General features: G+C 35.8%; 25 protein-coding genes and 3 pseudogenes. 26 read left to right on the top strand and 2 right to left on the bottom strand.

Annotation, left to right across the window (positions count from 1 at the left end):
- Window positions 1-54: 54 nt before the first annotated feature.
- From HFP47_RS03845 to HFP47_RS03860, 4 genes and pseudogenes are all read left to right on the top strand, one after another.
- A pseudogene (locus HFP47_RS03845) lies at window positions 55-198 on the top strand (IS3 family transposase); the annotation flags it as partial.
- A 56-nt stretch (window positions 199-254) separates the two neighbouring features.
- Complete coding sequence (locus HFP47_RS03850; protein WP_179876063.1) at window positions 255-1,148, top strand: ATP-binding protein; 894 nt, start codon at window positions 255-257, stop codon at window positions 1,146-1,148.
- 434 nt (window positions 1,149-1,582) lie between these two features.
- Window positions 1,583-3,367, top strand: a complete 1,785-nt coding sequence (locus HFP47_RS03855) for a DUF4365 domain-containing protein (protein ID WP_179876064.1) — start codon at window positions 1,583-1,585, stop codon at window positions 3,365-3,367.
- A gap of 701 nt (window positions 3,368-4,068) precedes the next feature.
- Window positions 4,069-5,217, top strand: a complete 1,149-nt coding sequence (locus HFP47_RS03860) for an MFS transporter (RefSeq protein ID WP_179876065.1) — start codon at window positions 4,069-4,071, stop codon at window positions 5,215-5,217.
- Between the two features lie 15 nt (window positions 5,218-5,232).
- Here HFP47_RS03860 and HFP47_RS03865 read toward each other — a convergent pair whose 3' ends face one another.
- Window positions 5,233-6,120: a LysR family transcriptional regulator gene (locus HFP47_RS03865; RefSeq protein ID WP_218925555.1), complete on the bottom strand. Its 888-nt coding sequence runs from the start codon at window positions 6,118-6,120 to the stop codon at window positions 5,233-5,235.
- A 363-nt stretch (window positions 6,121-6,483) separates the two neighbouring features.
- Here HFP47_RS03865 and HFP47_RS03870 point away from each other — a divergent pair, with 363 nt between their 5' ends.
- The 20 genes and pseudogenes from HFP47_RS03870 (at window position 6,484) to HFP47_RS03965 (ending at window position 21,452) form a co-directional block, all read left to right on the top strand.
- The gene (locus HFP47_RS03870) at window positions 6,484-7,134 is read left to right on the top strand and encodes an NAD(P)H-binding protein (RefSeq protein WP_179876067.1); all 651 of its coding nucleotides are present in this window, start codon (window positions 6,484-6,486) and stop codon (window positions 7,132-7,134) included.
- Window positions 7,135-7,159: 25 nt separating this feature from the next.
- Window positions 7,160-7,906 carry an SDR family oxidoreductase gene (locus tag HFP47_RS03875; RefSeq protein ID WP_179876068.1) on the top strand — a complete coding sequence of 249 codons (747 nt, stop codon included), beginning with the start codon at window positions 7,160-7,162 and terminating at the stop codon, window positions 7,904-7,906.
- A 30-nt stretch (window positions 7,907-7,936) separates the two neighbouring features.
- Window positions 7,937-8,794 carry an alpha/beta hydrolase gene (locus HFP47_RS03880; RefSeq protein WP_179876069.1) on the top strand — a complete coding sequence of 286 codons (858 nt, stop codon included), beginning with the start codon at window positions 7,937-7,939 and terminating at the stop codon, window positions 8,792-8,794.
- A gap of 223 nt (window positions 8,795-9,017) precedes the next feature.
- A complete protein-coding gene (locus HFP47_RS03885; protein ID WP_179876070.1) occupies window positions 9,018-9,515 on the top strand; it encodes a flavodoxin in 498 nt (165 codons plus the stop codon).
- 24 nt (window positions 9,516-9,539) lie between these two features.
- Window positions 9,540-10,832 carry an FAD-binding oxidoreductase gene (locus HFP47_RS03890; RefSeq protein WP_179876071.1) on the top strand — a complete coding sequence of 431 codons (1,293 nt, stop codon included), beginning with the start codon at window positions 9,540-9,542 and terminating at the stop codon, window positions 10,830-10,832.
- Between the two features lie 30 nt (window positions 10,833-10,862).
- Window positions 10,863-11,450, top strand: coding sequence for a cyclophilin-like fold protein (locus HFP47_RS03895; protein ID WP_218925556.1), 588 nt, complete (start codon window positions 10,863-10,865; stop codon window positions 11,448-11,450).
- A gap of 71 nt (window positions 11,451-11,521) precedes the next feature.
- Window positions 11,522-12,064, top strand: a complete 543-nt coding sequence (locus tag HFP47_RS03900; RefSeq protein WP_179876072.1) for a cyclophilin-like fold protein — start codon at window positions 11,522-11,524, stop codon at window positions 12,062-12,064.
- Window positions 12,065-12,109: 45 nt separating this feature from the next.
- Window positions 12,110-12,526, top strand: coding sequence for a MerR family transcriptional regulator (locus tag HFP47_RS03905; RefSeq protein WP_179876073.1), 417 nt, complete (start codon window positions 12,110-12,112; stop codon window positions 12,524-12,526).
- 73 nt (window positions 12,527-12,599) lie between these two features.
- Window positions 12,600-13,244, top strand: coding sequence for an NAD(P)H-binding protein (locus HFP47_RS03910; RefSeq protein ID WP_179876074.1), 645 nt, complete (start codon window positions 12,600-12,602; stop codon window positions 13,242-13,244).
- Between the two features lie 36 nt (window positions 13,245-13,280).
- Window positions 13,281-14,026, top strand: a pseudogene (locus tag HFP47_RS03915) (SDR family oxidoreductase).
- 65 nt (window positions 14,027-14,091) lie between these two features.
- Window positions 14,092-14,382: a YciI family protein gene (locus tag HFP47_RS03920; protein ID WP_179876075.1), complete on the top strand. Its 291-nt coding sequence runs from the start codon at window positions 14,092-14,094 to the stop codon at window positions 14,380-14,382.
- A 9-nt stretch (window positions 14,383-14,391) separates the two neighbouring features.
- Window positions 14,392-15,357 (top strand): aldo/keto reductase, encoded by a 966-nt coding sequence (locus HFP47_RS03925; RefSeq protein ID WP_179876076.1) that lies wholly within the window; start codon window positions 14,392-14,394, stop codon window positions 15,355-15,357.
- A gap of 46 nt (window positions 15,358-15,403) precedes the next feature.
- Window positions 15,404-16,390 carry an aldo/keto reductase gene (locus tag HFP47_RS03930; RefSeq protein WP_179876077.1) on the top strand — a complete coding sequence of 329 codons (987 nt, stop codon included), beginning with the start codon at window positions 15,404-15,406 and terminating at the stop codon, window positions 16,388-16,390.
- A gap of 79 nt (window positions 16,391-16,469) precedes the next feature.
- On the top strand, window positions 16,470-17,342 hold the full coding sequence (locus tag HFP47_RS03935; protein ID WP_179876078.1) for a DUF3737 family protein: 873 nt from the start codon (window positions 16,470-16,472) through the stop codon (window positions 17,340-17,342).
- On the top strand, window positions 17,329-18,510 hold the full coding sequence (locus HFP47_RS03940; RefSeq protein ID WP_179876079.1) for a MalY/PatB family protein: 1,182 nt from the start codon (window positions 17,329-17,331) through the stop codon (window positions 18,508-18,510). Before HFP47_RS03935 ends, HFP47_RS03940 begins: the two co-directional genes overlap by 14 nt.
- Before the next feature lie 44 nt (window positions 18,511-18,554).
- Window positions 18,555-18,728, top strand: a complete 174-nt coding sequence (locus HFP47_RS03945; protein WP_179876080.1) for a hypothetical protein — start codon at window positions 18,555-18,557, stop codon at window positions 18,726-18,728.
- Between the two features lie 51 nt (window positions 18,729-18,779).
- Window positions 18,780-19,529, top strand: a complete 750-nt coding sequence (locus HFP47_RS03950) for an SDR family oxidoreductase (protein WP_179876081.1) — start codon at window positions 18,780-18,782, stop codon at window positions 19,527-19,529.
- A gap of 373 nt (window positions 19,530-19,902) precedes the next feature.
- Window positions 19,903-19,983, top strand: coding sequence for a putative holin-like toxin (locus HFP47_RS03955; protein WP_155275059.1), 81 nt, complete (start codon window positions 19,903-19,905; stop codon window positions 19,981-19,983).
- A 220-nt stretch (window positions 19,984-20,203) separates the two neighbouring features.
- Window positions 20,204-20,599: pseudogene (locus tag HFP47_RS03960) on the top strand (excinuclease ABC subunit A); the annotation flags it as partial.
- Between the two features lie 217 nt (window positions 20,600-20,816).
- Window positions 20,817-21,452 (top strand): YitT family protein, encoded by a 636-nt coding sequence (locus HFP47_RS03965; RefSeq protein WP_004915953.1) that lies wholly within the window; start codon window positions 20,817-20,819, stop codon window positions 21,450-21,452.
- A gap of 77 nt (window positions 21,453-21,529) precedes the next feature.
- Here HFP47_RS03965 and HFP47_RS03970 read toward each other — a convergent pair whose 3' ends face one another.
- A complete protein-coding gene (locus HFP47_RS03970; RefSeq protein ID WP_179876083.1) occupies window positions 21,530-22,045 on the bottom strand; it encodes a nucleoside 2-deoxyribosyltransferase in 516 nt (171 codons plus the stop codon).
- A 391-nt stretch (window positions 22,046-22,436) separates the two neighbouring features.
- Between HFP47_RS03970 and HFP47_RS03975 the strand changes: the two genes are divergently transcribed.
- Entirely contained in the window at window positions 22,437-23,252 is an 816-nt protein-coding gene (locus tag HFP47_RS03975) for a hypothetical protein (protein WP_179876084.1), read from the top strand.
- Between the two features lie 325 nt (window positions 23,253-23,577).
- Window positions 23,578-23,967 carry a hypothetical protein gene (locus HFP47_RS03980; RefSeq protein WP_004901735.1) on the top strand — a complete coding sequence of 130 codons (390 nt, stop codon included), beginning with the start codon at window positions 23,578-23,580 and terminating at the stop codon, window positions 23,965-23,967.
- The last annotated feature ends 4 nt before the right edge of the window (window positions 23,968-23,971 follow it).

The raw sequence follows: 23,971 nt of genomic DNA on the forward strand, positions 1-23,971 counted from the left end.
AACACCTGAATAAAAATAGTCTAATTTATTGACCTTTGAGCACATCCGTACGATAATGGCCGTATGGAAGCGTTTCATTCAATATTGAAGCGTGAAGAGGTTCATTTGAAGGCATACCAAACATTAACTGAAGTCCAAGCAGCCATTGGTTGGACTATCAATTTTTATAATAATAATCGTATCTCAAATGTTGCCTAATTAACTGAATAAAAATAGTCCAATTTATTGACTTCTGAGCAGAAGATATAGACGATTTGTTTTGGGTTAATTTTTTTAATCTATCAGATAGTGAAGATTCAGGAAAAGCCGCCGTACTTGCAAACGCAATTTCTTCGTTACGATTTCAAAATAGCATAAGCGAGACGGGTGGATTAATCAAGGAACACCAAAGTGTCTCTTCTTTGCAACCAAAAATTAACAGTGTGACTTCCAGGAAATTTGACTTTAATTTGCTAACGGAGCAAATTAAACATGAAGCTGTTAAACAAAAGTTAAGTAAAGAAAAAGGCGGTTACTGTTTTGAAAGAGATGGAAATTTGTATAACGCTAGTATTTGGTTAATAAAAAAAGTCGGTTATTTTTTAAATTCCTCATTGGTGAATGATTTTTTTGTTACAAACACTTCTGATGATAACCTTTTTGATAAGATTGATTATTTTATGAGTGATGAAAATAAAAAATCTCTATATATTAATACTTCTAAGGTATCAAAATCAGGATCAGCTGGAGCCAGTATTATTAATTTGATTACCAATCATGTTCTCGAATTCAAAGTTTCAGCAACTCCATTTGTTCTTTTTATTGATGAAGTTCACAGATATACCCGTGTTTATGAAGAGGATGGTGGGCTGGTGTCAATTGCAAGAGAAGGAAGGAAAAAAGGTATATTTTTATTTTTAACTACTCAAAGCCCAAAAGATGTTCCTAAAATTATTTTGGGACAAGTTGGGACATTCATTATTCATAGGATAACTCACTATGAAGAGCTGCGAGTAATTGAAAATTTGCTACAACCTAGTACATTGTCCCAAATTCGAAAACTGGCACAAGGGGAATCCGTTATAACGAGTATAAACTTGTTAAAAGATCTTCACGTATATTTCCAAAAGACCAATCGGATACATTATAATGAGACGCCTCTTTTGTGATAAATGAAGTTTCTTACTTTATCTTTTTTTAAGAGTAATTTCATGGTAAGCGTGTCATATATGCGTTCAAATTGTATATTAAAGTTCAATCCATACTTTTTCATAAGTTATCAAAAGTATTTAATTGTTCGCATAAATTGATGTTAATCAAATTATTTTAATCCAAACTGACTAAAATCCACTTTTTTTCTTTATATTTTATGTAATTACTTGGATTTTTTGAGTTCAGGTTATTAGCCAACTCTACTCAACTCTCTGATTACGTTATAATAAATTAATCAATGATAAATATTGTGAAATTTAAAAAGTATTGTAACCTTTTTCTTCCGAGAGTAAAAATACAACTCAATATGCCTGGTTTTTTTTACTGTTTATTATTAGTCAGCAAATAATAACTATTCACTTAAAAAATATGGAATGTATGGATAAATCTAATGACCGATCAACAAATAATAGAGCAAAGAGCCGTGTCTGAAGTAGCAAGAATTATATCATCAGACATTAGATTAAGGCCAGAAATTAATATAAGTGACAAAATTCCTTATGTTGATGGTGGAATTTTTGTTTACAATTCAGGAAAAAGAAACAATGAATGTTTGGATTTTCAGGTTCCTGTACAGGTTAAAGGAACTGAAAAAAAAGCATTTGATAGCCACCCTAAATTTTCCTTCAAAAAAGACATGCTAGAGTATTATGAACGAAACTCAGGAATTCTTTTCTTTGTTGTAAGTGAAACAACTCCATACACCACTTACTATAGAAATTTTTCACCGACACAAGCTAAACAAATTTTAAAAAGCCTCAAGAAACAAAATAAAAATCAAAAAAGTATCACACTCAATCTAACCCGGGTAGATCAAAAGGATATATGGAAAATTGTGACCTCATCTCACTACCTTTCTGAAGTCTTTAACAGTCAAGCCCGAATAGTTAATGTAAATGCTGTGGATAATCTCAAAAATGTCTCGGTCACAATACCTGTAGGTGAAACAATTCAGACAGCGCTGAAAAAGGAGCAATATATTATTTCTGGATTACTTCAAGACCAAAGAGTGATAGTAGATACAGTAGATATCATAAATATTAGTATTCATAAAGTCATAAATGTAAGTACCATATTTCCAAATGACCACATTGAACCAAGTTCCCTGGAATGGACAAGTGAAACAAGTTTTAGAATAGTGATTGGGAAGTTTATTACTGTAATTTTCAGTATTGACACGAAAAGATTTGATATTAATTGGGACTTCAAATCTTCTAGTGACCGAGACTGGCAGCTATATTATGATAAATTAAATGCTTTTAAAGCTATGCTAGAAAAACGACAATTGAATTTTAAATCTGATGTTTTTAATGATGGTTCAACTACATTGCATTTTTCTTTTTCAAAAAAAATTAATGAAACTTTAAAAGATGTTTACAGTAAACTCGAAAATATTAAAAGAATAATTTGGCTTGAAAATATTTTAGGTAAATCATACGCTACTCAGGCTTTGGACATAACGTCTCAAAATGTATTAAATAAATTATTAGAATTGTACCCAAGTGTTGATTTTAATCAGGATGTTCCTTTCTTACTTCATGAGACTATCATGGCCGATAATTATTATCTAACATACGAAAACCACGAATTGAAGAATGTGTTTTCTAATGATTCACCTTTTCGAACAAACCACGTAACAATTAGTAATACAGAAGATAAAACTATGTTCACAAAAGGGAACCCATTGGCTTTGATTAAAGACAAATTATGGACAATACCAAACTATTCAACATCCATAGTGCTTGAGAATTTTATACATCCACTAAAAAGCTTTCCATCTTGGTATGAAGGAGAAGTGAATAATTTAGTTCTTAGCTACATTGAAGCATTTGACCATACCCAAAATAATGACTGGTTACAATCTGCTCTGAAAATTTTAAAGTTTGATATTCTTACAAATCAGGAATTAGTGCAAATTAATACTGCACAAATTTGTATACGTCAGTTGGACGGTGACATACGGCCAGTCTCAAATTCTTTATATAATATAATGCAAAATAGTCCGGAGGCGCAATACCGTGCTGCTGCTGCATTAATGCTGAACATAATTGCTGTTTTTTCGGTAAACTGGAGACAGATGTCTGTTGATGAAAAAAAAGGCATTTCCGAATATCCACTAATGAAATTGGCATATGGAAAAATTAAAGAAATTATTGACTCTGACAAGTACGGTTAGTTATCCTTTCAGAAACAACCATAACAGTAAAGTCTATTTATTGGGAGTAAGTAGAATCGAAGAAGTTCTTTAGGCATTTGTAGCATCATTGATAAACTATACCAATTTATGTTAACATAATGGCTGCTATACAAAGTAACGCTATATCAACGTTTCAAAGGTGTCAAAAATAAGGTTTCCAAAAAAACTTTCACAAAGTCTTTGGAAGCCTTATTTTAATACCCGTTTCTTAAAATTTCACAAGTGTCTGAGTTTTAGACCAATTGCAATTTTGAAAGATGAAAAGGTTTATTTGAAGACAAATAAAACACTAGTTAAAGTGCAATCAGCCATTGGATGATATATTAATATCTCTAATCGTAACCACATCATAAATTTAGTATAAGTAGCTGAATAAAAACAATCTAATTTATTGACTTCTGAGCGAAGTATAATGATGCAGCATTTTGGTCGGTTATGATTTATTTTCTGGTCTGAGCCGTTTCTCACCAATACGAAAACAACAGTATTGATTTCGTAACAATGGATTATCAAAACAAGTGCTTATCATTTTTATTTCCATTCAATTCCACCAATAACAAAAAAGAATAGATATATATAAACTATAAGTATTTTACATATGTATAAATACTTTATACAATAGATAGGTTTACTAATCATTTATTAATTGTGATATCTATTAACCGTCTGAAAGGAAAATTATGAAAAGTCACAAACTTATTATTCCGATACTAATGCTAGGTGTTTTTGGCATTATCAACACAGAAATGGGTATTATTGGCATTTTACCTGAAATTGCCACTAGTTACCATGTCAGTCTCAGCTCAGCGAGTTTGTTGGTGTCTGCATTTGCTTTGACTGTTGCATTGGCTGGCCCGACAATTCCGCTGTTGCTGTCTCATGTTAATAGAAAAATTGTGTTATTTGTGTCGATGTTTTGTTTTTTTGTAAGTAACATTGTATCTGCCTATGCCTCTAACTTTTCTATACTAATCTTAGCACGAATTATCCCCGCAATTTTCCAGCCAGCATTTACTGCCATTGCGTTCACATTGGCTGGAGAATCGGTGACAGCAGCAGAGTCACCTAAAGCTATTTCGAAAGTGTTTATGGGTGTTTCGGCTGGAATGGTTCTGGGTGTTCCAATTGCTAATATGTTAACCCATCATGCATCTATTTCAGTAACGATGCTATTTTTTGGCGCTATTAACTTCATTGTCCTATTAGGAGTTACATTTTTTATACCTTCACTACCCGTTACTAAACCAGTAGCTTATGGCGAACAAATAAGTGTATTGAGAAAGTTTGATATGCTAATTGCGATTGCGATTGTGATTATGTTAAACGGTGCTACTTTTGGCTTTTTCAGTTACATGTCAGATTTTCTTGATCAAATTACTCATGTTAGTGTGAATGTTACAAGTCTTTATTTACTCGTTTATGGCTTGATGAATATTGTTGGATCATTTTTAGCTGGTCGATTAATGACAAAAAATATTAGACGCTCATTGTTTGTGATACCCATTGGGCAAGTGGTTATCATGACTTTGCTATTTACTTTAAATACTTGGTGGGCTACAGGGGTACTACTAACTCTGTTAGGCGTATTAGCTGGCTTTGCGGGGAATGTCTTTCAATATTTGATTTTTGAATCGGGCCGTGAAGCACCAGATTTTGCAAATGGAATTTTTTTGACGGCCACTAATCTAGGAACAACTATTGCGCCATTTGTGTGTGGATTATTTATCAATTCATTATCGGTGCGCTTTGCATTGGTTGGTGCCATGATTTTTTCAATTGGCGGATTGATATTTATTATGCTTAAGTATTTCAGAAAACAAAAAGTGTGATGATTGATGAAATCATCACACTTTTTGTTTGAGAGATTTTTTTAAACAATTTAAAAATTTGGAAGCTACTGGCGAAAATATAGCATTTTTCTTCCAAATCAAGTCAACATTGGCCTTGACGGCCGGTTGCAGAGGAACAAATGTTAGGGAATCACGTGTCTTGTATTTAGTCACAATTTTATCCAAAGCAAATGCGATACCTACCTCTGATGAAACTAGTAATGTTGCATTGTAAAGTAGATTATAAGTTGCAATAAAATTACCTGTCACACCATTCAAGTTTAACCACTCTTCTAATGTTTTTTGAACTTTCTTTTGCTCAGAAATTATCAGTGGACGATTGGCTAAATCCTCTGGTTTTACTGTTTTTAAGCTAGCTAATGGGTCATTGTTTTTAACTAAAATGCCCCAAGTGTCTTTTTCAGGGAAGGTGAGTTTATCATATCTTGTCGTATTAGTTGGGGCAACTAATACACCAAAATCCATGATGCCTTTATCAATAGTTTCTTTGACATCATCAGCATTGGCACTGTAAAAATGAAATCGAACCTTAGGATGATTTTCGTGAAATGATCTTACGACATTTGTGATATATTTCATAACGTGAGTTTCAGCAGCGCCGATATATATATCTCCATTAAGATCGCCGTCATCCGAAAAAGTATTCTTTGTTTTAGAAACCAGTGCATCAATTTCTTGCGCTTGTTTTTTTAATAATAATCCAGCTTCTGTGAGTTCAATTTGCCTATTGCCTCTAATAAATAAAGTAACCCCTAATTCCGATTCTAACTCTTTCATTTGCCTAGAAATAGCAGGTTGTGAGATATGTAAAAATTGTGCAGCATGCGAAATACTACGATATTCAATCACTGTTAAAAAATACTTTAAAGCACGTAACTCCACTGTAATAGCTCCTCTCGTTTTTAGTATTACATTTATGTATACATAAGTATACTATATTAGTATTTTACATACAAATTAAGGTATTTTAAAATTTAAATATAAATAGACGTCAGTAGAGAACATTTCTGTATCTATTAATAGCATTTTGTGCTTTATTTGGTCAGAAAAATACAGCTTGGTGTGAAATATGATGAAGAATCAAATCAATGTGACACTTTTATTGTTAAGCTATGCTGGTGCATGGATTTTTTTTGGAGCATTTTTTGTATTTTTGTCGATCATATTTTTTAGGCATAACAAACTTTTGTTAGTATTTTGACGCACGAAATTTTTAGTCTTTACGAGGAGGAATAAATTAATCTTATGGAAAAAGTATTTGTTGTTGGTGGCACGGGACGTGTTGGTACACAATTAGTTGCTCAACTGTTATCTAATCAAAATTTTGACGTGAAAATTGGTTTGAGAAGCAATAGCAATCAAGTAAATTCGAGTCTAAGTGAACACCACGCTAGACTTCATTATAAATTTTTTGACCTTTTGTCGGAACAAAGCACAATAAGTAAACAAATTGCTGGTTTTGATTACGTCTATTTTGTGGCAGGATCACGTGGTCAACAGTTGATTCAAGTTGAGATTTACGGTGTTTTAAAACTAATTGCCGCCGCCTCTGAAAATGATATTAAAAGAATTATCGTTTTGAGTTCTATCTTCTCATTAGAACCAGACCATTGGCAGGATGAAACGCTTAAAGACATTCCAGACTACAATGTTGCTAAGTTTGTGACTGATTACTGGCTAGTTCACAACGCAAACGTTCCTTATACAATAAGTCACTTAATTGAAACACCAGCTAAAGGTACAATTCAGGTGAATGTGACAGAGGATGGTGAAAATGCTATAGGTGACGTGGCCGAGACATTATATCAAGTGTTATTTTTACCTAACACGATCAATAAAGTTATTAAAATGCACAGTGGTTCAACGCCAATTTATCGAGCGTTGAAAGAAATTTAGATCTCATTTCAAAAGGAGAAAATCTATGTCAATTCAAGATAAAGTTATTATTATTACTGGAGCATCGTCTGGCATTGGTGAAGCCACAGCGAAGTTATTAGCAAACCAAGGTGGGAAAATTGTGTTAGCTGCTCGGAGAGAAGAGCGTTTAAAGCAAATTGCTGCTGATATTACTCGAACTGGTGGAAAAGTTATCTATAAGGCAGTTGACGTGCGTAAACCAGCTGATAATGCGGCACTTGTGACATATGCTAAAAAACAGTATGGGCGCGTTGACGTCATTTTTTTGAATGCTGGTATCATGCCAATTGCCCCATTGTCAGCATTAAAGGTTGATGAATGGGATGACATGATTGACATCAACATTAAAGGTGTTTTAAATGGTATTGCCGCTGTTTTGCCAGATTTTATTGCCCAAAAATCTGGCCATATTATTGCGACTTCGTCCGTGGCTGGTTTAAAGGCTTATCCTGGGGGTGCTGTTTATGGTGCAACAAAATGGGCTGTTCGTGATTTAATGGAAGTATTACGCATGGAATCAGCGCAAGAAGGTACGAATATTCGTACTGCAACTTTGTATCCTGCTGCAATTAACACAGAACTTTTGGGTGCTATTACTGACGCTAATTCTGCAAAAGATTTTGATGCAATTTACAAACAATATGGTATTACTCCTGATCGTGTCGCTTCAGTTGTGGCATTTGCAATTAATCAGCCAAGTGACGTCAATGTAAGTGAATTTACCATTGGACCAACGACACAGCCTTGGTAATCGGCCTGTGACAAGAATTAAGGGGGGAACATGCGAAAGAAAATAATATTGAGTGTTACGACATTAATTTGTATCATTTTACTTGTAATTGGGGGTGCGGTGTTGTGGATGAGACATCGTACAATTCCTGAAACGGCTGATAGATCAAATAGTATTCCTACATTGTATGTACACGGTTGGGGTGCAGGTGCCAGATCGACGAATAGTATGATTCACTATGCAGAGCAGTATAATGACGCGAAAAAAGTCTTAACAGCAACCATTTCACCAGAGGGTAAAGTTAGTTTTAGTGGCTATTGGCCCGCAAGTGCAAAAAGACCATTGATTCAAGTTATCTCGGTTGACAACAAGTATTACAACTACAAGGTGACACAGAAGTGGTTTGGTAATGTCTTGCAAAAACTGCAAAAAGATTATCATATTAAACGTTACAATACGGTTAGCCATTCAATGGGGAATTTGACGACAATGTATTACCAAGTCACTAATGGTCAAAACAAACAATTACCTGCCCTTCAAAAGCAAGTTAATATTGCTGGACATTTTGATGGTATTGTTGGCATCGATGACAAACCGAATCAGAATTTATTACAAAAAAATGGTGCACCAAAAATACAAGATAGCAACTTCAAATATTTAAATAACCATCGACAAGGTTATCCTAAAAAACAAGTTGATGTGTTAAATATTTTTGGTAATTTACAGGATGGTAGTAATTCAGATGGCGATGTCACAGTAGTCTCTGCCAAATCTCTCAAATATTTACTACGAGACAGGTATAAAGATTATCAAGAACTAGAAATTTCAGGCAAAAAAGGACAACATAGCCAACTGCATGAAAATACGAGAGTAGATCGCGCTATTGGTAAGTTTTTGTGGCAAAAATAATTGGAATCCTGTTGGTGAATGTATACTGAATTAACGATTGTTGAGGAATTAGCATGAAACGAAAGGCACTATTTATCGTAGTTGGGCTTTTGTTGTTTGTAGCCACTTTAGCTTTTAATGTGTCAAAAAGCCAGTCCTACAATCGAAAAATAGTCAAACAACAGGCGAGCAAGCCAATCAAAACAAATCAGTTCCAGCTAAAAATGTAAAAAACGGAAAAACGTTGATTGTATACTTTTCGCGTTCAGGTACTAATTATCCAGATGTCAATATTAAAATTGGCCACACTAAACGGTTGTCAATGTTTATAGCTGATTACACGCACGGGGATCAGTATGAAATTGTTCCTACTCGTGCGTATCCAAAAAATTATCAGGCAACAGTTGATCAAGCAGAGCGGGAACAGCAACAAAATGCGCGTCCAGCAATCAAAAATCCGTTGCCAGATGTTTCTCAATATGACACAATTTTCATTGGATATCCCATTTGGTTTAATGAACAGCCAATGATTGTAAGAACATTCATGGATGAAGTTAATTTGAACCATAAAAACGTTGTCCCATTTTCAACCAATGCAGGCTCTGGCTGGGGCGATTCGATTTCTATTTTGAAAAAGACATATCCAAATGCACGTGTTCTGACTGGATTTTCCATCGAGGGGTCCGATGCCGACAGTGCTCGAAATCAGGTTAATCGTTGGTTACAAAAAATTGGTTACTAACTGAATGTGTCAGGAGTGAATAATTTGTTAAAAAAATATCCCATAGCACTTTACGTAACATGGTCAGTAGCTTTGATTTTGTTTCCAATGCCGTTGATTCTTCTTTTAAATACTTCAATGACACATTCAGCTATTGATCAGTTAATACTCATTGATGCGGGTATTGTTGCTTACTCATGGTGGCTGTTTGAAGTTTATTTGTCAACTAGACCACTGTGGTTAGATCGATTAATCGGGTTACCAGCCTTGTATTTTGTTCATAGTGCGCTGGGATTAGGTGCGTTATTGGTTGGGTTTATACATTGGTATTATTTAGTGTCAATGGGACAGTTAATAGTTTTAACTGGTAGAACAGCATGGTTCATGGTACTGGGTATTGCTTTATATTCAGTTCTATTTATGTCTGGTTGGCTGGTGGACCGTTTCAAGATTGCTGCACAACTTAAAAATACATTGCAACATTTTTTTAAGCACCAGCTATCGCTTTGGATTCATCGACTTAACCTTGTTGCAATCTTTCTGATTTGGATCCATGTTCATATTATTGGCCGTGTTAACATTTATCCCTTATTTATGTTTACCTTTGATACGTATAGTTTTGTTATTTTCGGCTTGTATTTGTGGCAAAAGCTGGTTGAGAACAAGCATGTTACCGTTGGTGAAGTCATTGACATTCACAGTATTAGTCCAACAGTTGTTCAATTAAATATTCAGTTAGAACGGTCGAAAACGAATTTTCAAGCAGGGGACTTCTTTTTCCTATCATTCAAAAATGTCAAAGGGTTATCGGTTGAAGCCCATCCGTTCTCAATTTCTAACGCCCCGATTGATCAACACACGGCCATTTTCACAATTAGGCAGTTAGGTGATTTCACAAAGAAGCTAGACCTGGTCAATAAAGGGGATAAAGTTTTTTTGGAGGGGCCGTTCGGTCGTTTTGCCTCAATTATCGAGGCTAGTTCATCAGACAGTCCATTAATATTAATTGGTATGGGTACGGGCATTGCTCCGCTACTCAGCATTGCGCAAAAATATCATCATAGCCACACGATTAAAGTAATTTGGACTACGAAAAATGAGTCAGAAAGATACTATCATCAAGATTTTGAAGCACTCGTTACAGGTAACTTTGATTATGTCGTTCAAAACCATCGGTTGAATCGGGCACAAGTAAAGGAAATGTTGACAGTTGAAGAATTGCAAACAGGTCAGTTTTTCATTGTTGGTCCAGCTTTTGGTGTCATCGGTCTGAAAAAGATGTTATCAGCAGCTGGTGTCAACAAAAATAATTTAATTGATGAACGGTTGACCATGTAATTTAAAACTCAAAATAACAGGAGAATCACTATGAAACTTAGAAAAAATCTTTGGTTAATAGCAATTTTAATATTTATCATTGTGCTAAGTGGAGTTGTCTACGTCTTTACTCGTCCCCAAAAAGATAGTGCCATTACAAATCACAATGTTGTCCAGAACAGTTCATCCAAGCAGAGCGGAAAAAGAAAAGTTGCCAAAGACGGCGCAGTAATGCAAACATCCAATAAAAATATTGCAACACGTGTCATTAAAAATGGTACAAAAATTAATATTGTGGTAGGTGATAAAAAAATTCCTGCAACGCTAAATGATAGCAAATCCTCTAAACAGCTAATTAGCATGTTGCCTTACACCGTTAAGGTTAGCCGTTACACACATGACTATTGTGGGGTGATGAATGATCCATTACGTTATGATGAAAAGGATGTTCATTATGGTTGGTTAAATGGCGATATTGACTTCGCACGTGATGCCAATTATTTTACTATTTTATTTAAAGATGAAGATGAATCTGAACAGTTTGGTGACCAGATTAATCTTGGCAAAGTCGATGGTGATTTATCACAAATCAGCAGTTTGGATAGTGAAGTTGATATGAAGATTGAATTGGCAAAATAGTTGTTGATAGCACGAAATATTTTAACAAATAGGCAGCATCATTCAGTAGGTTTATAGAGAGGGATGGGTTGATGAAAAATAAAACAGTTATCGGGTCAATTTTTATAATTATTTTTGCTGTTGTCGTGACGGCTTTGTTTTTTCTAGCGCGAAATCAATCAGAACAAAATAATGAAGCGACTTCAAGTACCCAAAGTAAACAAAATAGTAACCAGAGTAAGCAGTCGAGTTCAAGTAATAAAACAAAGGAGGATCGTGATTTGGCGAATATTAAATTATCAGTTAAGGGACGTGAAATGACAGTGAAATTGGCTAATAATGAAGCAACAAAAGCACTCGTAAAACGTCTTCAAGATAAATCAATTACCTTGAATTTGAACGAATATGGTGGATTTGAGCAGGTTGGTGATTTAGGATTTTCATTGCCCACTAGTGATCGGCAAGTGACAACTAAACCAGGAGACATTGTTCTCTACCAAGGGGATGAAATTAGCATTTTTTATGGTAGCAATTCATGGCGCTATACTCCTTTAGGTAAAATTGAAAATATCGATAACAGTGAATTAAAAGATATTTTTGGTACAAATAATGTGACTGTGGAGTTGAGCCATTGACATGTGCGAGATAGGTTCACACATCTTAATAATTGAGGTACATGTATGAAAAATTTGACAATTACAGAAGTTAGTAAGCTATATCAAATCAGCACCGCAACCATTCGATATTATGAAAAAATTGGTTTAATTCCACACATTCCTAGACGTGACAATGGTAACAGGTACTTTGAAAAGCAAACATTAGAATGGTTAGAAATGATTGTTTGTCTGAGAAATTCTGGTGTGCCGGTTGATGTGCTCGTACATTATGCTGATTTAGTAAAAGCTGGTCCTAAAACGCTTGACGAACAAGCAGAGTTATTGGCAGCACAAAAACAAAACCTAGAAAACCAACGCAATCAATTGTCACAATCCATTGCACGTTTAAATCACAAAATTAATTTGTACGAGACTGGTAAAATTAACGATAAGGCAACATATTTTGATGAATACAAAATTTTGAACACACTTGAAATTTAATTTGGGTAAGTTCTTGACTTCAAGTTAACTTCAACTAGTATAATGAAGCTGTTCAATAGAAAGGAGCAAAAATATGAATGTATTAATAGTTGGTGCAACAGGAAAAATGGCTCAACTCGTTGCTGAAAATCTGACACAGTATCCTGATGTAAAGGTGTTATTATTTGCCCGTAATCCAGATAAGTTTGATGAATCTTTGCTGGCATTTAATCCTACAATCATTAAGGGAAACGTTCTTGATACAACGTTTTTGACAAAAACACTTGTAGAAAATAACATTGATTTGGTTTACTCAAATGTGGGTGGTGTTGATCTTGCGGATCAAACTGCTAGCATTATTAAAAGTATGAATGATAGTAATGTGAAACGTCTAATCTTCATTAGCGCTTCAGGTGCACATCATGAAGTACCAGGTAATTTTGGTGAATGGAATGAACAAGCAATTTCTGCATATCTACCTGGGTTTAGAGAATCTTTTGAATTATTAGATAAGTCAGACATTGACTATACTATGGTTCGCCCAGCTTGGTTAACAGACTATGATGAAGTTGATTACGAAACCACAGGACGACATGAACCATTCAAAGGCACTGAAGTATCTCGAAAGAGTGTAGCAGATTTTGTAACGAAGGTAATTTTAAATCCAGATACTTATGTTCGTGACAGTATTGGTCTTAATAAGACTAACACGGATGCTGATAAGCCATCGTGGATGTAAACATTTATTAAGTTAAAGAGAATAGAAGGTAAAAAAATGACAATTAAAAATAAAGTTATAATCATAACAGGCGCTTCATCAGGAATCGGAGAAGCTACTGCTAAAAATTGGCTGCCAGCGGTGCTAAACTAGTCCTTGGCGCACGCCGTGAAGACAAGCTTCAAAAAATTGTCTCGGATATTGAAGCAAATGGCGGGCAAGCCATTTATAAGATAACCGACGTAACAAAAGCAGAGGACAATGAAGCGCTTGTCACAGCTGCTTTAGATACGTTTGGTAAAGTTGATGTTATCTTCTTGAATGCTGGCTTAATGCCGACAGCACCACTATCTGCTTTACAAACTGATTTGTGGGATAAGACGGTTGATGTTAACTTGAAAGGCGTGTTGAAAGGCATCGCTGCAGTTTTGCCAAAGTTCATTGAACAAAAATCTGGCCACATTATTGCTGTATCATCTGTTGCGGGCATTAAAGCATACGAAGGCGCCGGCGTTTATGGTGCTACAAAATGGGCCGTTCGTGATCTGATGGAAGTTTTGCGTATGGAATCTGCCCAAGAGGGTACAAATATCCGTACAGCGACTATTTATCCAGCAGCTATTGAAACTGAATTGCTTGATTCTATTGCTGACGAAGCTTCACGTGAAGGAATGGGTCAGCTTTATGATCAATATCAGATTCCTGCTGATCGTATTGCTAATGTCGTTGCGTTTGCCATTGACCAACCTGAAGATACTAACGTAAATGAGTTTACTGTGGGTCCAACTAAGCAACCATGGTAAAGCATAAAGACGTCATGAAAATGACGTCTTTATGCTTTTAACAAAAAGTAAGAAAGGGCAGTAATATGAAATTCATTGAGTATGCAACACCAAATGCTGGTAAGATTAAGCAAAATGATATCAATATTAATGAAGTAGTTAAACAACATGTTGCATATTTGGAGCAAAAAAATGCCGAAGGGCTGCTCGTATTTGCTGGTACGACAACTGATGGCGCTGGCGGTTTAATTGTTTATGATGTCTCTGATGAAGCAACACGTGATCGTGTTGTGCAAGAAGATCCGTTATATTTACCAGAAGTTATTGACATTGCCATTCATCCGTTTGAAACATTTGAAGATATTACATCACGATAGGAAAAATATATGACACATACAAACAAAACACAAAAACCAAAAATTGCGTTAGGAACATGGTCTTGGGGATCAGGGGCTGCTGGTGGTGATCAAGTCTTTGGTAATCATTTAACCATCGAAGATTTGCAACCTGTTGTAGATACAGCAATGGCCAAAGGTTTTAATTTATGGGACACTGCTGCTGTTTATGGCGAGGGAAGTTCGGAAACAATCCTTGGTGAGTTATTAAAAAAATATGATCGTAGCAGTTATTTGCTATCGACAAAGTTCACACCACAAATTGCCACAGGACCTGAAGAAACTGCTATGGAAAACATGCTAGCCGGCAGTTTTAAGCGTTTAAATACGGATTATATTGACATTTATTGGATTCATAATCCGTTTGACGTTGAAAAATGGACGCCTTATTTGATTCCATTAATTCAAAGTGGAAAAATTAAGAGTGTTGGTGTTTCAAATCATAATCTGTCACAAATTAAACGTGTAACCGAAATACTTGGGCAGGCTGGTGTGAAATTGGCAGCATTACAAAATCATTATAGTTTACTCTACCGCTCGTCCGAAGAAGCAGGAATTTTAGAATATTGTCTTGAAAACGACATTGACTTTTATGCTTATATGGTACTTGAACAAGGCGTCTTGACTGGTAAGTATAGCGTTGACAATCCTTTGCCCGAAGGCAGTGGTCGTGCGGCAACCTATAATGCTAATCTGCCTAAATTAGCAGCATTGATAGACGCTTTGGCACAACTTGGCAACAAATATAATGCTAAGGTGGCAGATATTGCGACAAGTTGGGCGATTAATAAAGGAGCAGTGCCTATCGTTGGTGTTACGAATGAAAAGTACATTGCTTCTGAAGAACGTGCCCAAAATATTAAGTTATCCGAGCAAGAAATTGCGGAACTTGAACGCTTGGCAACACTCACAAATGTTGACACTAAAGGTTCATGGGAAAATAGCATGTTATCTTAATCGGATTTAGTAAGGTACACTATTATTTTTTGAAAAGGAGACAAAAATGGAATACACTAAGCTTGGCAAAACAGGTATGAAAGTTAGTCGATTAGCTTTAGGAACTATGAACTTTGGCCCTAGAACCAGTGACGAAGTAGCTTTTCAAATTATGGACCGTGCCTTAGAATTAGGAATTAATTTTTTTGACACTGCTAATGTTTATGGTGGTTGGGGTGGACCCGGTCACGGTTATACTGAGGAAGTAATTGGGCGCTGGTTCGCACAGGGTGAAGGTCGCCGCGAAAAAGTAGTTTTGGCAACAAAATTCTATAATGGCATGGATAATGAGTTAGATGGGCCCAACGATGGGGCTGGTGTTTCAGCTTATAAGCTCTATCGTAATTTAGAGGCGTCTCTCAAGCGTTTGCAAACCGATCATGTCGAGTTGTATCAAATGCATCACATCGATCATTCGATAAACTGGAAAGAAATCTTTGCAGCCTATGAAAATATGATTACGCAAGGAAAAATATATTATGCTGGATCAAGTAACTTTGGAGCAAGACATTTAGCCTATGCCGAGGCAGCGTCTGATCAACGTGATTTTTTGGGATTAGTTAGTGAACAACATTTATATAACTTATTAGAACGTTTACCAGAACTAGAATTATTACCCACTGCTAAAGACTTAGGAATGTCAGTACTAGTATGGAGCCCATTGGAAGGTGGTTTGTTGGCAGCAAATGCACTCAACACAACTTCTGGTCGGCGTTCTGAACGCGTTGAAGCTTTAACGCAGTATGGCCGTCAGCAATTGCAACGTTACGCAGATTTATGTGCTGAACTAGGAGAAACTGAACAAGACGTCGCTTTGGCATGGTTGCTGAATAAATCAGATATCACAATTCCAATTATTGGACCACGTACAGTTGAACAGTTAGAGTCAGCAGTGCATGCTTTGGATATTCATTTGTCAATCGACGTCATGAATCAATTGGATGATATTTTCCCAGGGCCAGGCGGTTCTGCGCCTGAGGCCTATGCTTGGTAAGGAAAGGAATAATCATGATGGTCATCATTTTGCCTTGCCGTTTAAGACACTAAAATGTGAGAAAGGGTGACTCTCAAAAATGACAATTTATCAAGAACAACATTTTGAAGGTGAACGTCCTTTGTTTGGTGAACAGCACGCTACCATTATACGAACAACGTTTGGCGAAGGTGAATCTCCTCTCAAAGAAAGTGATGATGTTACAATAGATGACTCTGTGTTTGGTTGGAAGTATCCGTTGTGGTACAGTCACCATGTGCAGGTAAATCAAACCATTTTTGAGGAGATGGCTAGATCTGGTATTTGGTACACTTCTGACATAAGTATTCGCAACTCTGAAATTCAGGCGCCCAAGCTATTAAGACGATGTCAAAATGTTTTATTGTCAAATGTTCATTTTTCAGAGGCAACAGAAACATTATGGCATTGTCAATCAGTTAAAATGGAAAATGTTTATGCTACAGGTGATTATTTTGGGATGGATAGTCAAGATGTTGTCGTTGACCATCTTAACTTAATTGGTAATTATGCATTTGATGGTGCAAAAAATATTGAAGTTCATCATTCAAATTTTGTAACAAAAGATGCTTTTTGGAACTGTGAAAATGTTACAATCTATGACTCAACTTTAAACGGTGAGTATCTAGCTTGGAATACAAAGAATCTAACTTTGGTTAATTGTACAATTGTTAGTGATCAAGGACTTTGCTATGTCGACCATTTGACCATTAAAGATTGTCATTTGCTAGATACCTACTTAGCGTTTGAGTATTCAAGCAACATTGATGCTGATATTAAAGGTACAATTAACAGTGTCAAAAATCCAATTTCCGGTCAGATTAAAGCAGAAAGTATTGGAAGTCTAATTTTGGATAAAACTAAGATTGACCCTAGTAAAACAACCTTTTTTGTTGTGCAGGACTCCGAAGGAAAAAGACATGAGCAAATATGACTTTGAATCAATTATTGACCGTCGCAACAGCAATTCGGTTAAGTGGCATGTAGCAGATAATGAATTACCAATGTGGATAGCTGATATGGATTTTGCCACAGCTCCTGAAATATTGACAGCATTGCAAAAAAAAATAACACTGGGTACATTTGGCTATGAAGAGCCTGATGATAATTATTTTGATGCCATCATAGCATGGTTTAAACAAAGACATCACGTTAATATACAGTCAGAGTGGCTTAACTTTGTTACTGGTGTCATCCCGGCACTTTCGTCAGTCGTTCGACGATTAAGCCATGTTGGTGACAATGTGGTTGTTATGACACCAGTATATGATATATTCTTTCATTCAATTGAAAATAACGGTCGTCATGTTTTGGAGAGTCCTTTAAAATATGATACTGATACAAATCATTATGAAATTGATTGGCATAATTTAGAAACTCAGCTGGCTGAGCCATTGAGTACATTGCTGATATTATGTAATCCCCACAACCCAGTGGGCAAAACATGGTCACAGAAAACACTTTCACGTCTTTTACTGTTATGCCGAAAGCACGGTGTTACCGTAGTAAGCGATGAAATTCACGGTGATGTCGTTTTAGGTGAACCGAGCTATCAATCACTTTTGTCGTTGCCGGTTGAACAGCTGCATAACGCTGTCGTGATCTTTTCACCATCGAAAGCATTTAATGTTGCGGCTTTACATGCTGCTAGCGTTGTAGTTCCTGATAAATCATTGCGCGAAACTGTGATGAGAGGCATTAATAACGACGAACTAGCTGAACCTAATTTGGTCGCTTTAGAGGGTTCTATGGCAGCTTATCAGAAAGGCGAAAAGTGGCTAGATGCGTTGATTGAACAGCTGCAATACAATCGTCATCAGGTTGAGATTTTTTTACATGATCACTTACCACAATTAAAATTTGCTTCAGAAAATGCAACTTATTTACTTTGGTTGGATGTGAGTGCGGTCACAGAAAACAGTAGTGATTTGGTAAAACACCTCAGAAAAACAACGGGTCTTGTATTGTCGGCCGGCAATATTTATCGTGGTAATGGCGAAAAATTTGTCCGCATTAACATTGCTTGTCCAAGGCAATTATTATCAGATGGGCTAATGCGTTTATCAAGAGGTATTAAAACATACGCAAATGTAAAGCAATAAACATAATAATAACGATTATGTTTATTTCTTGATGGGATGAAGATATGCAAAATAAAACAAAGTATGGCGATATTTGGAACAAAGATGAAGGTATAGTTGAGCCTAGTCAAATTGGGCGTCCAATACTGGTCTTTATTTCAATTTTTCTGACACTAATCTTTGGTATCATATTCATTATGTGGCTAGACAACAACATGGTGTGTGGCCTATATTATTAGCTCACTTGATATTAATTAATATTTATAAAAATTTAAAAAGAGGAAATACCTATGACAATAAAAAATAAAGTAGTTATAATAACAGGCGCATCTTCAGGCATAGGAGAGGCAACTGCAAAGTTGTTAGCTCAAAATGGTGCTAAGGTTGTGTTGGGAGCGCGTCGCGAGGACCGTTTGAAGGCATTGTCTGATGAAATTGGTGACAATGCAAGTTACCGTGTGACTGATGTGACTAAATATGATGATGTCAAGGCTCTAATTCAACTTGCTCAAGAACAATACGGCAAGATTGATGTTTTGTACAATAATGCTGGCGTGATGCCACAAGGTTTCCTTCGTGAAGGGAACCTTGCAGGATCTCAACGTATGCTTGATATTAATATAATGGGTGTCTTGCACGGTATCACGGCAGTTCTACCGGCTATGGAAGCACAAAAAGATGGTCTGATTATTACCACTGATTCAGTTGCTGGTCATGTTGTTTATCCTGCCAGTGCTGTATATAATGGCACCAAATTTGCAGTTCGTGCCATTATGGAGGGGCTGCGCCAAGAGGAAAAGAAATTTGGTATTCGATCAACGATTATATCACCTGGTGCTGTTGCAACGGAACTAATAAATTCTGTCGATAATAAAGCAATTGAGGATGCTATTCGTGGTTTATTCGACAAAGAGAACAAAGATTCGATGGATTCATTATCAGCTAGTGACGTTGCCAACGCAGTTTTGTATGCCATTGATCAACCAAAACATGTTTCTGTTAGTGAAGTTTTGATTCGTCCGACAGGACAAGAAGTTTAGAATCAGAAAATGGTTGATAAATCACTTATTTAGAAATTTTGGTATTTGAAAAAAGTCCATATTAATTATAATTAACGCATCTATCGCTAAACAAAGAATATTGCTATATCATCGTTTCAAGACTATACAAAATAGGACTTCCAGAAACCCTACACAAGGCATTTGGAAGTCCTATTTTATTACGCTTTTTTGAAGTTTCACAAGCGTTTAAGTTTTAAACCAATTGATATTTTAGGGTGTGTTATACTAGTTAAAGCAATCAAGTTAAGACGGTGGCTATCCTGAATGGAGGTGGTGCTTATGGTGTAAACACTATAAACTCACATTCTAGGAAAGGAGAGGCCTTGTGTCCGTATCGGACGCGCTACTGGTTATGTTTGCCTTTGGTGGATTCATCATAAGCATTCTGACTTTTGTAGTTTTGTTAATCGAAAAAATTAGCAAAAAAAAATGACTGTCTTAACTTTGAGCGGTTAACAGTCATCAATTGATTGTAGCATGGTCACCGTCGAAACGGGATTGCTAGGAGTCGTAGTTAGCGCTACGGCTCTTTTCTATGCCTTTATTATAGCATAGCTTTTGATTTTGTCACAAATTTAATGTTTTGTTCGCTTGCCTAATCGAACACTTGTTCGTATAATGAATTATACACAATTGTTTTTTGGAGGTTGCTGATGGAAAACGCAATCACAACTGAATATGATTATAGCAAAGAAAACCGTGGCGTGTTCTTCCTAATTGATTCAAAAAGTTTCTACGCCAGTGTTGAAAATGTTGAGCGGGGCTTTAATCCATTAAAAAGTGATTTAGTCGTGATGTCTGAACAAGCAAACACTAATGGTGGTTTAGTCCTAGCGGCCTCACCAACAGCTAAGAAGGACTTAGGCATTAGTAATGTGATGCGCCAGCGTGATTTGCCTGATGTGCATGGTTTGTTTATCGCACACCCTAGGATGAATAATTATATTGCTGAAAACCTAAAAATTAATAATATTTATCGTCAATATACCGATGATATTAATTTGCTGCCGTACTCGATTGATGAGTCTATTTTAGACGTAACCCACTCTTGACCTGCAATACTAAAACAAATCTTGTGACACAATTAGATCGGATTGGGACTTATCAATTACAAAGTGATAGTAGCGTGCTATAAACTAGATAAAAATTGAAAAGATCAATTAAAAATTAATCTGCGTAGAAAGATACTTATGACATAGATATAAATTGACAATGATGTATTAAACGTTTAGACTTCTCTTATAATTAGTAAAAAAAGGAGAAGAAATGTTTAAGAATGACTCACTTTCAATTTTCATTCGCCTTTGTTTATCTGTTGTTGGTACAAGTATAATAGCGCTGGGTATCGTATTTTTTCGCTTATCGAGTCTGGGAATAGACCCCGCGACAGCCGCTGATATCGGTATATCAAATACTTTTAATTGGTACTTAGGAAACTATCAACTAATCTTTAACGTGATTTTATTTCTGACTATTTGCATTTTTGATCGCAGTCAATTTGGCATTGGTACTTTAATTAATATGTCATTACCAGGATACATTGTTGGCTATCTTACGCCAATATTGAGTAAGATAATTTTTCACACATTTAGTAAGAGTTCTATCCTAGAAATTTTTATTTTGTTTGTTTTTGGTATGGTTCTTTTTTCATTAGGCATTAGTCTATATACAAGCGTCAATTTAGGGGTTTCTCCTTACGATGCTGTCGCCCTGTCATTTGAAAAAAAGGGTTGGATTAGTTATCGATTAACCAGGTCTATGCAAGACTTGCTTTTCTTTACATTAGCACTTGTATTTGGTGGACCATTGGGAATTGGAACATTTATTATAGCATTCACGACAGGATACTTCGTACAAAGTTGGCGTTTCTTTTTTAAAAATATTTTGATCAAATATGGCTAGTTTCAATCCAAAAACATAATTCATCGTGAAATGATATGAAAAAAACCTTAACCAGAAATTTCGATTGGTTAAGGTTTTTAAATTGTTTTTCCAACATAGAAACGTTTGTTAATTTCATAAAAATCAAATGTTGCTAGAGTATTGTTTTCGAGATGATGAATTGCTCCTTGAGCCGGCATCAGATTAATGGGATACTCAAACGTATCACCAACAGTTAATACAACCACAGGTTTATGAGTGGCGTAAGCATATCCCATTTCCCAAATTGTACCAGTATCTTGATCTTTTGCGTCAAGTAAAGCAACAACAATGTCGGCATTATCGATTGCATTAACATCGTCATCAAAAGTGGCAGTGGCCCATTCCTGATCAGGATTGAATTCACCATCTACAATCGGATTTGAGCCTTGATACTGGTGAAGTAAGGGCACATGAACATGAGCTACGGTCGTATTTTTGAGTAAGGAACTGAAAGAATCTTTCAGAATTTCCTCTTGAAGTGGGTTAAACCAACCTCCGGCTAAATAGATTGTGTTACCTTCATGGTGCTCAGCCGTTTCGGCTATAGCATGTAATTCATTAATCAGTGTCATAAGATGGTTTTCCTTTTCTTTTTTGGCTCAAATAAATGATAGCATATATTAAAACAATTCTGATAGTGTTTATCCGATAACTAGCCTTATTTTGCAATGAGTGAATGTGAATCAATAAACAACAAACTTTTGTTGTAATATTTTATGACATCAAACAGAGACTTTTGCTCTTCATAATAGCATCTGAAACTGCTCAGAAGCCATTAAATTGTACTATTCTTATTCAATTAATGAGACAACATTTGACTGAGATGCAATTGAGATTATAAATAAAGTGTCACACTATTATAGTAGTTTTGTTATTTTTATATGATACATTATGAATAGGATGTTGTATTAGTTTGTTTTCAACTTAAATTTGGACAAATATTGATATAAAAGGAACATTAATATGTTTAAAAAATTATTTCATTCAAAACCCATCATGGTGTGGACAGTCGTCATTTCTATATGCATCTTGGTCAGCGCTTTTTTGGCACATATAGCAGCCGACTCTCAGAAAAAATATGCTTATGTTTTACGTCACGCTGTTAGTAAATCAATTAGAAAAGCTGAAATATCGCAGTTTAGACCAAGTAGCGAGATGAACAACCAAAGTACTATCCAAAGCAATACTCCTATTAGTAAGGCATCAGAGACTAGTTCTTCAATACCATCTGTCAACTCGTCAAAAGGATCACCAGAAAAACCACAGAATAAGAGTTCAGACCATTCAAATGATTCAATCACCTCAAGTGCAATATCAAATATCAATGATTCAATCAGCGATAGTGTTAGCACGAATTCATCACCTACATCATCTAAATCGTCTACATCATCTATGAAAACCGGTCCTGTCGATAGCTCGAACAATAATCAAAATTCTTCTTCGTCTTCTTCTGCTTCCAATAATGGTAGTGATAGTGAATACAGATCAGACATTACATCCACTCAATTGTTAAATAATTCCGCCGATTACTTCGGGCAAAAAATCCAATTGTCTGGAGATGTGTTATCAATAAATAGTGATAATAAGGTTATCATGTCTGTTCCAGGAGATCCTAACAAACAAATACTAATTATTTTAAATACACTGAATCAACCAATTGTTGAAGGAGATAACCTAACAGTTTATGGCATCTATAAGGGCAACTCTTTGGAAGGCACCACTGAACTTCCTCAAATATTTGTGGACATAATAACTGACCACAGTGGGCAAAAGTGGTAATGTAAAATAATCAAATACCTTCAATATGCTCTTATACTAAAAAAGTCCATTTTTTGGTATAAGAGCAATTATTAGTGCAAAAAACTTTTAAATTATTTGGCTTGAATGATTAGAAAACTTATGTATTTCACTTTGTTAACACACCATTTTAGTACTCAGAAGGCAATAAAGTGGATTAGATTTTATAAATTAAGTATACCCGTCCAATTGGATGGGCTTTTTTATTTGCCTCAGGAAAAACCATTTACCTTTATGACAATTTTTTGATTCTTGTTATTCTGTGCGTGTGTTGATAACACAACAAAGAAAAAGGAGGACTTTTTGAATGAAAAAGTCAAATGCACATAACAAGTTTCTATGGGAGCGTCATCCGATTTCACGCTTACAACAAACATTAGCGGGATTGGTTGCTTCATTACCAATGTGGCTACCAACTGTTGCCTCAGCGGACATTGGTGATGCTGCCAAAACAAGTGGTTCAAAGGTCATCACAATTCTTTATATTGTGTTGATCGTTGTTGGCGCTATTTGCTTATTGATTGGTTTCATCATGCGTGCAACTGGTAATGAACAGATGGCGCAAAAGAGTAACAGCAAGCTAATGCACGCCATGTTCGGTATTGGTGGTGGTGCCTTAACTGGCCTATTGCTAACATGGATTTGGCAAACTGCCACAACTGCTGGTGGCGGAAACGTCATCAACTGGCCATTCTAAGCAG

The sequence above is a fragment of the Leuconostoc sp. DB-1 genome, from assembly GCF_013414845.1.
Taxonomy (GTDB): Bacteria; Bacillota; Bacilli; order Lactobacillales; family Lactobacillaceae; genus Leuconostoc; species Leuconostoc mesenteroides.

Excerpts from the sequence above, each read along its gene's own strand:
- HFP47_RS03855 (WP_179876064.1), top strand. The coding sequence starts at position 1,583 with ATGACCGATCAACAAATAATAGAGCAAAGAGCCGTGTCTGAAGTAGCA.
- HFP47_RS03860 (WP_179876065.1), top strand. The coding sequence starts at position 4,069 with ATGAAAAGTCACAAACTTATTATTCCGATACTAATGCTAGGTGTTTTT.
- HFP47_RS03870 (WP_179876067.1), top strand. The coding sequence starts at position 6,484 with ATGGAAAAAGTATTTGTTGTTGGTGGCACGGGACGTGTTGGTACACAA.
- HFP47_RS03875 (WP_179876068.1), top strand. The coding sequence starts at position 7,160 with ATGTCAATTCAAGATAAAGTTATTATTATTACTGGAGCATCGTCTGGC.
- HFP47_RS03880 (WP_179876069.1), top strand. The coding sequence starts at position 7,937 with ATGCGAAAGAAAATAATATTGAGTGTTACGACATTAATTTGTATCATT.
- HFP47_RS03895 (WP_218925556.1), top strand. The coding sequence starts at position 10,863 with ATGAAACTTAGAAAAAATCTTTGGTTAATAGCAATTTTAATATTTATC.
- HFP47_RS03900 (WP_179876072.1), top strand. The coding sequence starts at position 11,522 with ATGAAAAATAAAACAGTTATCGGGTCAATTTTTATAATTATTTTTGCT.
- HFP47_RS03905 (WP_179876073.1), top strand. The coding sequence starts at position 12,110 with ATGAAAAATTTGACAATTACAGAAGTTAGTAAGCTATATCAAATCAGC.
- HFP47_RS03910 (WP_179876074.1), top strand. The coding sequence starts at position 12,600 with ATGAATGTATTAATAGTTGGTGCAACAGGAAAAATGGCTCAACTCGTT.
- HFP47_RS03920 (WP_179876075.1), top strand. The coding sequence starts at position 14,092 with ATGAAATTCATTGAGTATGCAACACCAAATGCTGGTAAGATTAAGCAA.
- HFP47_RS03925 (WP_179876076.1), top strand. The coding sequence starts at position 14,392 with ATGACACATACAAACAAAACACAAAAACCAAAAATTGCGTTAGGAACA.
- HFP47_RS03930 (WP_179876077.1), top strand. The coding sequence starts at position 15,404 with ATGGAATACACTAAGCTTGGCAAAACAGGTATGAAAGTTAGTCGATTA.
- HFP47_RS03935 (WP_179876078.1), top strand. The coding sequence starts at position 16,470 with ATGACAATTTATCAAGAACAACATTTTGAAGGTGAACGTCCTTTGTTT.
- HFP47_RS03940 (WP_179876079.1), top strand. The coding sequence starts at position 17,329 with ATGAGCAAATATGACTTTGAATCAATTATTGACCGTCGCAACAGCAAT.
- HFP47_RS03945 (WP_179876080.1), top strand. The coding sequence starts at position 18,555 with ATGCAAAATAAAACAAAGTATGGCGATATTTGGAACAAAGATGAAGGT.
- HFP47_RS03950 (WP_179876081.1), top strand. The coding sequence starts at position 18,780 with ATGACAATAAAAAATAAAGTAGTTATAATAACAGGCGCATCTTCAGGC.
- HFP47_RS03955 (WP_155275059.1), top strand. The coding sequence starts at position 19,903 with ATGTTTGCCTTTGGTGGATTCATCATAAGCATTCTGACTTTTGTAGTT.
- HFP47_RS03965 (WP_004915953.1), top strand. The coding sequence starts at position 20,817 with ATGTTTAAGAATGACTCACTTTCAATTTTCATTCGCCTTTGTTTATCT.
- HFP47_RS03970 (WP_179876083.1), bottom strand. The coding sequence starts at position 22,045 with ATGACACTGATTAATGAATTACATGCTATAGCCGAAACGGCTGAGCAC.
- HFP47_RS03975 (WP_179876084.1), top strand. The coding sequence starts at position 22,437 with ATGTTTAAAAAATTATTTCATTCAAAACCCATCATGGTGTGGACAGTC.
- HFP47_RS03980 (WP_004901735.1), top strand. The coding sequence starts at position 23,578 with ATGAAAAAGTCAAATGCACATAACAAGTTTCTATGGGAGCGTCATCCG.